Genomic DNA, 9033 nt, shown 5'->3' on the forward strand with positions numbered 1-9033 from the left:
CGGTGACTCGCACATTCCACCCGACTCGCCCGATCAGGGGAAGCCCGGCGGGCGCCGTTCAGCTGACCGAGCCGCGTCCGCCGAGCGGGCCACCGCGCGCCCGCGGGCCGCAGGGCCTTCCCCGCCTGCTGGTTCCGGTCCGCCCGGGTGCGCGCGACCGGGAGCGGCGCTCGTCGTCACGGCGATCACATCTCGGTCACGGGGGCCGATTCCGGTGGCACGGCGCCTTTTCCGCGACCGGGACCGCGGCGCCCGTACAGTGGGCCGATCTGCTCCCGAACCCTCGGAGGCGTCCATGTCCGAACCGCAGGTGACGGCGGAGTTCACCACGGAACCGTTCCGCGGCGAGGGCGAGCCGCCGGAGCACGCGGTGGCCGCCCGGGACCGGTTGCGCGCGGCGGGCCTGGAGCCGGACTTCGGTCCGCTGGGCACCTCGGTGCGCGGCTCGCGGGACGTGGTGCTGCCAGCGCTGCCGGAGGTGTGCGACGCGGCGCTGGCGGCGGGCGCGCACCGCATCACCTTGCAGGTCACGGTCGACCGCCCGACGGCTCCCGGGGCGGGATCCTAGGCTGTCGGCGTGCATCCGCTCGCTTCCGCGATCGCGCCGCTGCTGGCGCGGCTCGGCGCCACGACCGTTCCCGTCGAGGACCGGGAGCCGTCCGACGTGCTGCTGCACTGGGAGGGCGAACCGGCGGTCGCGGTGCGGTTGCCGGGCGCGGAGCTGACGAGCGCGCTGGACCGGTTGATCGCCGGGGTGGAGGCGGAGCTGGGCGGCCGATTGCCGGAGCTGTCGCGGGCGGACAAGCAGCGCGCGGTGCGGCTGCTGGAGGAGCGCGGCGCGTTCACGCTGCGCAAGGGCGTGGAGTCGGTGGCCAAGGCGCTGGGCGTCAGCCGCTTCACGGTCTACAACTACCTGAACCGGGAACAGCACCCCTGATCACCTGCTAGTTCAACAAAGTGTTGACACCCGGTGGGGCCGGTCGTAGCTTCAGCTGGCACGGTGCGCCGCCGGTCGTCCGGCGTGGGCGGACCGCGGATCAGCCGAGACGCAGCCGGCCCGAAGGGGAGGCCATGTCCGCACCCGACCGCTTCAACGCCGTTCCCCGTGCCGAGCTGCTGCCCGAGCTGCGCGCCTGCCTGGACGTGCCGCGCTGGGCCCAACGGGTCTGCGACGCGCGGCCGTACGACTCCGCGGCGGCGGTGCTCGCCGCCGCCGACGCCGCCGCCCGCGAACTCACCCCGGAGGAGGTCGACGCCGCGCTCGCCGCGCACCCCCGCATCGGGGAACGGCCTGCGGGCGAGGCGTCCTCCGCCACCTGGTCCCGCTCCGAGCAGTCCGGTGTGGACTTCGCCGACGAGGGACTGCGGACCGCGCTGCGGGAGGGCAACGCCGCCTACGAGCGGAAGTTCGGCCACGTGTACCTGGTGTGCGCGGGCGGCCGCGGTGGCGCCGAGCTGCTGGCGGTGCTGCGCTCCCGGATGCACAACGACCCGCGCACCGAACTGGGCGTGGTCGCCGACGAGCTGCGCAAGATCGCGTTGCTGCGCCTGGAGAAGGTGATCGCATGAGTGCCGTGACCACGCACGTGCTGGACGCCGCGCTGGGCCGCCCGGCCGCCGGGATCGCGGTCCGGCTGGAGGGGGCGGGACCGATCGCGGAAGGCGTCACCGACGACGACGGCCGCATCGGCTCGCTCGGCCCGGACGAGCTGGCGCCCGGCGACTACCGGTTGACCTTCGACACCGGCGCCTACTTCGCGGCGCGCGGCACCGAATCCTTCTACCCGCTGGTGCAGATCACCTTCCGCATCGCCGATCCGGCCCAGCACCACCACGTTCCGCTGCTGCTGAGCCCGTTCGCCTACTCCACCTACCGAGGGAGCTGATCGACGTGGGCATCGTGCCGGGACCGAACCAGTACGGCAAGGCCGAGATCCGGCTGGTCGCGGTGGACCGCGGCACCTCTCGGCACGAGATCCGGGACCTCACGATCAGCACCGCGTTGCGCGGGGACTTCGCGGCCGCGCACCGCGCCGGGGACAACGCGAACGTGCTGCCGACGGACTCGCAGAAGAACACGGCCTACGCGTTCGCGAAGCGCCACCCGATCGGTGAGGTCGAGGATTTCGCGCTGCGGCTGGGAAAGCACTTCGTCGACACCCGGGAACCGGTGCGGGGCGCGCGGATCCTCGTCGCCGAGCACGCGTGGGAGCGCATCGAGGTGGACGGCGCCGGGCACGACCACGCGTTCCGCCGCGGCGGCGCGGAGACGCGGACCGCGGCGATCACGGTGGACGGCGACGACGCGCACGTGGTGAGCGGTGTCGAGGGCCTGGTGGTGCTCAAGTCCACCGGCTCGGAGTTCCACGGCTTCCCGAGGGACGAGTACACGACGCTTCCCGAGACCTCGGACCGCATCCTGGCGACCGCGGTGTCGGCGCGCTGGCGGCACCTGGGCACCGAGGTGGCGTGGTCGGAGAGCTTCGCCTCGGTGCGCGCCGCGCTGCTGTCCGCGTTCGCGACGACGCACAGCCTCGCGCTGCAGCAGACGCTGCACGCGATGGGCGAGGCGGTGCTGGAGGCGCACCCGGGCATCGCGGAGGTGCGGCTGTCGCTGCCGAACAAGCACCACTTCCGCGTCGACCTGGAACCGTTCGGGCTGGACAACGACAACGAGGTCTTCTTCGCCGCGGACCGCCCGTACGGCCTGATCGAAGGGATCGTCACCCGCGACGACGTGCCCGAGGCGCCGATCGCCTGGTACGGCCTCCCCGAGTTCTGATCCGCCGGGGCGCCCGCCACGGTCCCGCGGTGGTGCGGGCGGGAGCGCGCCGGTAGCAGCACCGAATCCCGTTCCCCGCCGAGGAGCCCGCATGGCCTTCGAGGAGCACGCAGGCACCGACGTCCACCCCGTCGACGAAATCCCGCCACCGGGCCGGATGCTGGCGTTCGGCGCGCAGCACGTGGCCGCGATGTACGCGGGCGTCGTCGCTCCCCCGCTGATCGTCGGCGAGGCGCTGGGGCTGCCCGGGCAGCAGCGGACCCTGCTGATCGGGGCGAGCCTGCTCACCGCCGGGATGGCGACCTTGTTGCAGTCGTGGGGGATCTGGCGGATCGGGGCGCGGCTGCCGTTCGTCAACGGGGTCACGTTCGGTTCGGTGGCGCCGATCCTGGCGATCGTGGCGCAGCCGACGGACGGGAACCCGCTGTCGGTGGTGTACGGGGCGGTGCTGGTGGCCGGGGTGCTGGGTTTCCTGCTGGCGCCGCACTTCTCCCGGCTGGTGCGGTTCTTCCCGCCGGTGGTGACCGGTGCGGTGATCACGCTGATCGGGTTGTCGCTGCTGCCGGTCGCCGTCGGCTGGATCGCGGGGCGGGACCCGGCGGCGCCGGACCACGCCGCGCCGGGCCGGGTGGCGCTCGGCGCGGCGACGTTCGCGCTGGTGCTGCTGGGGAACCGGTTCCTGCGGGGGTTCTGGAAGCGGATCTCGCTGCTGCTCGGGTTGCTGGCGGGCACGGTGCTGGCGTGGCCGTTCGGGTTCGTGGACGCCACGACGTTCGCGCAGGCGCCGGTGTTCAGCGCGCCGGTGCCGTTCGCGCTGGGGGCGCCGGCGTTCAGCTGGAGCGCGACGCTGTCGTTGTGCGTGGTGATGCTGGTGGCGATGCTGGAGAGCACCGCGGACATGATCGCGCTGGGCGAGATCGTGGAGCGGCCCGCCGACGAGCGCACCATCGCGGCCGGGTTGCGCGCGGACGGCGCGGGCAGCGCGTTGAGCGCCGTGTTCGGCGGGTTCACCTGCAGCGCGTTCGCGCAGAACGTGGGGCTGGTGGCGATGACCCGGGTGCGCAGCCGGTACGTGGTGGCGACCGGTGGCGGGGTGCTGGTGCTGCTCGGGTTGTTCCCGGTCGCCGGGGCGGTGGTGTCGCTGGTGCCGCAGCCGGTGCTGGGCGGCGCGGCGCTGGTGCTGTTCGGTTCGGTGGCGGCGGGCGGGATCCGCACGTTGGGCCGGGCCGATCTGGGTGATCCGGCTCAGGCCCTGGTGGTGGCGGGATCGCTGGGTGTGGGGCTGATCCCGGTGGTGCAGCCGGACTTCTACGCGCACGCGCCCGCGGCGCTGCGCGCGGTGCTGGATTCGGGGATCAGCACGGGTTGTTTGGCGGCGCTGGCGTTGAACGCCCTGTTCCACCGCCGCGCCACCGCTGATCACGCTGCGCCCCCGGATCCGTCGCCCGGTGGGTGACCCGCCACCCGATCACGGCGTCCGGCTCCGCGCACCCGCCGGGCGCGCTCGGGCGGTTGGCCCGGTCACCGGGTGGATCTCGCAGGTCGACGACTCCCGGCGACGGTGACCGGAGGTCGGCCCGCGCTGCGGCTCGCACGCTGGACGACCTGATCGAGTGTCACTCGTGAGGTGAATGTGTCCGGCGAGGCGCACGGGACGCCGGTGCACTGGTGGGGCCGCCGAAGAAGGGGAACCCGTGCTGCGAACGTGCCGCCACCTGAGCCTGACCGCCGCCGTGCTGCTGCTGCTCGCACCACCGGCCGCGCTCGCCGACGAGCGCGCCGCCGGGAGCGCCGGACAGGTCATCGACCGCAACTTCCCGGACCCGGACGTGCTGGACCACGACGGGCAGTACTACGCGTACGCCACGAACACCGCCGGGTACAACGTGCAGCTCGCGACCGCCACCGACGCGGAAGGACCGTGGGAACAGCGGGCCGACGCGCTGCCGCAGCTGCCGCCGTGGGTGGGCCCGTCGCACACCGGCAGCCTGAACGTGTGGGCACCGGACGTGAGCGAGCGCTCCGACGGCACCTTCCTGCTGTACTACACCGCGCACCACACGGGTTCCGGCCGCCAGTGCATCGGTGCCGCCGTCGCGGGATCCCCCACCGGGCCCTTCGAGCCGACGAGCGCCGAACCGCTGATCTGCGCACCCGGCCAGGGCGACGTGATCGACCCGGCGAGCTTCGTGGACGACGACGGCAGCCGGTACCTGCTGTACAAGGACTCGCGCGGCAGCCGGGCGCGCAGCGGCCCGTCCACCATCCACATGCGACCGGTCGCGGCCGACGGCATCACGCCCGCCGGGAAGGACGTCCCGCTGCTGGGCGCCGACCGCCCCGAGGAGTCCGGGGTGGTGGAGGCGCCGACGCTGCTGCGGCGCCCGCAGGGCTACGTGCTGCTGTACTCGGGGAACACGTTCGACAGCGGCGACTACTTCACGAACTTCGCGACCGCGCCGAGCCCGACCGGACCGTTCACGAAGGCGCCGGGCGCGCTGCTGAGCCGGGAGGCCCTGGGCGGCGCGGTGACGAACCCCGGCGGGCAGGACGTGTTCGACGACGGCGAACTGATCGCGTTCCACGGGGACCTCGCCGAGCCGCCCGGGGATCGCGGGATGTGGGTCGCGGAACTGTCCTGGGACGGGCTGAATCCCGTACTGCGGTAGGAAATTTCCTCTTCAACGATCAGGGTGATCCACCCGATCGTGCAGCGTCCGGGCAGTTCTGCCCCGGGCTGCCCCGGACTATCGTTCCGATCAGTCCCGCCGGTCGACGCGCGAACTCGTTGCGCGGCAACCGGATGGGGCGAGGGAGGGAGCGGACCCGATGTCCTCTGTGGACGTCGGGTCCGCTTTGCCCGTTCAGCGCTGCTCTGTTCGGCGCAATTCGCTGCACCGCGCGTCCCATTCTGGACTCGGGCGTGTATCGGGCCGGAACGTCGGTGGTCAGGCTGTCGTTGATCGCCTGAACTTTTTCACCGAACTCCGGGAGCAGCCCATGCGTTTACGGGCCCTCGCAATCACGGTCGCAGGCTTGACCGCGCTCGCCGCGCCGTCCGCCTCCGCGGCCACCACCCACGATCCCCTCGCCGGCGCGCAGTGGGGTCTCGACCAGATCCACGCCGAGCAGGCCTGGCAGACCAGCACCGGCGCCGGCCAGGTCGTCGCCGTCGTCGACACCGGCGTCGACCTCGACCACCCCGACCTGCGCTCGCAGCTGGTCCCGGGCGCCACGTTCACCTGCGGCGGCGGTCCCGCGCCGTGCGGCAACGGCGACTGGCGCGGGCCGGACGGCGTCGGCCAGGACACCGACGTGCACGGCACGCACGTGGCCGGGATCGCCGCGGCCGCCGCGAACAACGGCGTCGGTGGCGCCGGTGTCGCGCCCGACGCGAAGATCATGCCGGTGAAGGTCCTCGAAGACGGCCAGGGCGACTTCGCCGAGATCGGCGCCGGCATCCGCTACGCCGCCGACCACGGCGCCGACGTCATCAACCTGAGCCTCGGCGCGCAGCCCGGCTCCCAGCTGCTGACGCTGCTCGGGCTCCAGGCGCAGGCGAAGGGCGCCGTCGAGTACGCCCGCGACAAGGGCGTCGTCGTCATCGCCTCGGCGGGCAACGAGACCGCCCCGCTGTGCGACACCCCCGCGTGGGAGCGGGGCGCCATGTGCGTCGCCGCCACCGACCGCGCCGAGAAAAAGGCCTCGTACTCCAACTTCGGCCTCAAGCTCGACTTCAAGGCCGTGGCCGCACCCGGTGGTGCGGGCGACGGCACCTGCGAAGGCGACATCGTCTCCACCGTCCCGCGCGGCACCGGCACCAAGTGCGGGGACGCCGACTACGACGCGCTCGCCGGTACCTCGATGGCCGCGCCGATGGTCACCGGCGTCGCCGCGCTGCTGACCGCCCAGGGCCGCACCGCCGAGCAGGTGGAGCAGGCGCTGATCGACACCGCGCACGCTCCCGGCAGCGACAAGACCGGGCAGTTCAGCCTGCTCACCGGGCACGGCGTCATCGACGCCGCCGCCGCGGTCGCGCAGCCGATCCCGCAGCCGTGACCCCGCGGTGGGGGGGCCGCATCGGGTCGGGTCGCCCACCACGGTTCGGCTCAGCGGTCAGCGGTCGAAACGGCCCGATTCGAGGCCGCGGAGGAACGCAGCCCAGCGGGCCGGGGAGACGGTGAGCCGCCCGTCCTCGACCGCCTTCGAATCCCGCACCGCGACGAAGTGGGGCGATAACGCCACTTCTACGCAGTTGTACTGGTCGCTATGACTGCTCTTCCGCCAGTTCAGCTCACGCATCGGTCGTAGTGGCCTTCGCCGATCCCGCTCAGGAACCGCCGCCAGTCCCGCGTCGAGAACGACAGGGAACCGGCCGCGCGATCCTTGGAGTCCCGCACCGCTGCCGCATCCTGCGACAACGCCACCTCCACGCAGTTGTCAAAAGCGTTGCTCCGCGAACTCTTGCGCCACGTCGGTTCGGTCATGATGTCGTTCCCCTTCCGCCCAACAGTCGCAGTGGGAGGTTTTGATCCCGAACAGGAAACGTTGCCACGCGCGCGACGAGAACGACAAGAACCCGGCCGCGCGATACTTCGAATCTCGAATGGCAGCGGAATCAGGCAAAAGGGCGACCTCTACGCAGTTGTAGTCACCGCTGTACGTGCTCGTCCGCCAGTTCGGTTCAGCCATCGTCCGGCTCACCACCAGAACGCCCGGCGTCGAGGCCCGCCAGGAACCGCCGCCAGTTCCGCGTCGAGAACGACAGGGAACCGGCCGCGCGATCCTTGGAGTCCCGCACCGCCACGGACGTCGGCGATAACGCCACCTCGACGCAGTTGTGGTAAGCGTTGCTCCTAGAGCTCTTCCGCCACACCCAGTCGCTCATCGGACAGTCCCTCCGCGGCTTTCTTGATCAACTCCAGTGATTCGCGCTCACCCAGCGCGATATCGTCCACTTCGTTGCAGGTTTCCACGACCAGTCGCAGATCGACAGCTTCGGCGAGGCATACGGCGAAACCCTGCGACTCGACGAAGGCGTAGCCCGTGCCGTCCGCGAGCTCGAAGTAGCTGAACGCCCCGTTCAACACCCGGTGCGCCGGAGCGGACAACGGGATCACGCGGATCTCGACGTTCGGTCGGCGCCCGATGCTGATCAGGTGCTCGAGCTGCAACCTCAGCGCCGTTTCACTGCCCAGGGTCCTGCTCAACGCGGACTCGTCGATCACGAAGCGGACGTGCGGAGGCCTCGGCCTGGACAGCACTGCTTGCCTGCCGAGCCTCGACGCCACCCGGCGTTCCACTTCGCGCGGTTGCAGACCGGCGCTCGCCATCAGGCAACGGGTGTAGTCGGCCGCCTGCGCTAAACCTGGGATCAGGGCCAGTTCCACACACGTGATCTTCGCTGCTTCGCGTTCCAGCACGAGCAGGCTCGCGAGCTGCTCGGACATGCCGTCGCCCAGCGCCAGCCACGCGGACGTCTCGTTCGACTCGCCGACGCGGTCCAGCAATTCCTGCTTGTCGTCACCGACGACGCCGAACAACGCGCACAGCGCACTCACCTCCTCGCGATCCGGGGCGCGCGTGCCGCGCTCGGTCCGGCTGATCGAGGAACGTGAGACACCCAGGGCCGCCGCCACCGATCGGGTGGTCATTCCGCGGTTCTCCCGCAAGGTGCGCAGTCGCACGCCGAGCCCGAGCTGACGCAGGGCTTCTGATTGCCGCATTCCATGACCTCCGGATTCCAGCGCGGGGTCGGTTCGAGAACTGACCGGATTTGCAGCGAAACAATCCGCTGAACTGCGGTGTCACACATTCGCTGGGCCAGAAGATTGCGATCTACCTTTCGATTCGTCAGCGGTTCGCCCGGTGATCGAACCGAAAGGAGGACGGTCGTGGCGTTGCCCCACCCGTACCGGTGCAGCAGGCCGGTGGCGTTCTGGATCGTCGGACTGGCGCTGCACCTGCGGCACGCCACCCCGTCCCGGCCGGGCGCGCTGCCCGGTGGGGAGCGGACCGCGACGTTGTGCGGCGATCGGATCCGCGTCCCGTTCGACACGCCACCGCCGCGCCGGCCGCGCTCCGCCGACATCACGGCGCTGCCCGCGGTGCGCCGAGTTCGCCGCGGAGCACGACTACCTCCTGCTCACCTGGGACTTCTGAGCCCCTGACCCGGTCCGCGGCGAACTCGGCGCACCGCGGGCAGCGCCGTGATGTCGGCGGAGCGCGGCCGGCGCGGCGGTGGCGTGTCG

Annotated in this window: 14 protein-coding genes; 9 read left to right on the forward strand and 5 right to left on the reverse strand. The window is 71.8% G+C overall.

What is annotated here, in order from left to right:
- Positions 1-295: 295 nt before the first annotated feature.
- The 8 genes from LCD33_RS07760 (at position 296) to LCD33_RS07795 (ending at position 6841) form a co-directional block, all read left to right on the forward strand.
- Entirely contained in the window at positions 296-568 is a 273-nt protein-coding gene (locus tag LCD33_RS07760; protein WP_224962272.1) for a thiamine-binding protein, read from the forward strand.
- 9 nt (positions 569-577) lie between these two features.
- The gene (locus LCD33_RS07765) at positions 578-937 is read left to right on the forward strand and encodes a helix-turn-helix domain-containing protein (protein ID WP_258345655.1); all 360 of its coding nucleotides are present in this window, start codon (positions 578-580) and stop codon (positions 935-937) included.
- A 134-nt stretch (positions 938-1071) separates the two neighbouring features.
- Positions 1072-1569, forward strand: coding sequence for a 2-oxo-4-hydroxy-4-carboxy-5-ureidoimidazoline decarboxylase (uraD, locus tag LCD33_RS07770; RefSeq protein WP_224962270.1), 498 nt, complete (start codon positions 1072-1074; stop codon positions 1567-1569).
- Complete coding sequence (gene uraH, locus LCD33_RS07775; RefSeq protein WP_224962268.1) at positions 1566-1886, forward strand: hydroxyisourate hydrolase; 321 nt, start codon at positions 1566-1568, stop codon at positions 1884-1886. Before uraD ends, uraH begins: the two co-directional genes overlap by 4 nt.
- Positions 1887-1891: 5 nt before the next feature.
- A complete protein-coding gene (pucL, locus tag LCD33_RS07780) occupies positions 1892-2782 on the forward strand; it encodes a factor-independent urate hydroxylase (protein ID WP_224962266.1) in 891 nt (296 codons plus the stop codon).
- A gap of 91 nt (positions 2783-2873) precedes the next feature.
- Positions 2874-4238 carry a nucleobase:cation symporter-2 family protein gene (locus tag LCD33_RS07785; protein ID WP_224977658.1) on the forward strand — a complete coding sequence of 455 codons (1365 nt, stop codon included), beginning with the start codon at positions 2874-2876 and terminating at the stop codon, positions 4236-4238.
- A gap of 238 nt (positions 4239-4476) precedes the next feature.
- Positions 4477-5451, forward strand: coding sequence for a glycoside hydrolase family 43 protein (locus tag LCD33_RS07790; RefSeq protein ID WP_224962262.1), 975 nt, complete (start codon positions 4477-4479; stop codon positions 5449-5451).
- 367 nt (positions 5452-5818) lie between these two features.
- Positions 5819-6841, forward strand: coding sequence for a S8 family serine peptidase (locus tag LCD33_RS07795; RefSeq protein ID WP_224968658.1), 1023 nt, complete (start codon positions 5819-5821; stop codon positions 6839-6841).
- A gap of 57 nt (positions 6842-6898) precedes the next feature.
- On the opposite strand, the gene LCD33_RS07800 is transcribed toward LCD33_RS07795, so the two are convergent.
- The 5 genes from LCD33_RS07800 to LCD33_RS07820 are packed head-to-tail and all read right to left on the reverse strand — an operon-like array spanning position 6899 to position 8508.
- Entirely contained in the window at positions 6899-7084 is a 186-nt protein-coding gene (locus LCD33_RS07800) for a DUF397 domain-containing protein (protein WP_224962258.1), read from the reverse strand.
- Positions 7072-7269, reverse strand: coding sequence for a DUF397 domain-containing protein (locus tag LCD33_RS07805; protein WP_224962256.1), 198 nt, complete (start codon positions 7267-7269; stop codon positions 7072-7074). The genes LCD33_RS07800 and LCD33_RS07805 overlap by 13 nt, the downstream gene beginning before the upstream one ends.
- The gene (locus tag LCD33_RS29345) at positions 7223-7474 is read right to left on the reverse strand and encodes a DUF397 domain-containing protein (protein WP_308011242.1); all 252 of its coding nucleotides are present in this window, start codon (positions 7472-7474) and stop codon (positions 7223-7225) included. Before LCD33_RS29345 ends, LCD33_RS07805 begins: the two co-directional genes overlap by 47 nt.
- Positions 7467-7670 (reverse strand): DUF397 domain-containing protein, encoded by a 204-nt coding sequence (locus LCD33_RS07815; RefSeq protein WP_224962254.1) that lies wholly within the window; start codon positions 7668-7670, stop codon positions 7467-7469. The genes LCD33_RS29345 and LCD33_RS07815 overlap by 8 nt, the downstream gene beginning before the upstream one ends.
- Entirely contained in the window at positions 7639-8508 is an 870-nt protein-coding gene (locus LCD33_RS07820) for a helix-turn-helix transcriptional regulator (protein WP_224968660.1), read from the reverse strand. Before LCD33_RS07820 ends, LCD33_RS07815 begins: the two co-directional genes overlap by 32 nt.
- Positions 8509-8676: 168 nt before the next feature.
- Between LCD33_RS07820 and LCD33_RS07825 the strand changes: the two genes are divergently transcribed.
- The gene (locus LCD33_RS07825) at positions 8677-8952 is read left to right on the forward strand and encodes a hypothetical protein (RefSeq protein ID WP_224968662.1); all 276 of its coding nucleotides are present in this window, start codon (positions 8677-8679) and stop codon (positions 8950-8952) included.
- Positions 8953-9033: the final 81 nt, after the last annotated feature.

Source organism: Saccharopolyspora sp. 7B, assembly GCF_020177435.1.
In the GTDB taxonomy this organism is placed as follows: Bacteria; Actinomycetota; Actinomycetes; order Mycobacteriales; family Pseudonocardiaceae; genus Saccharopolyspora_C; species Saccharopolyspora_C gregorii.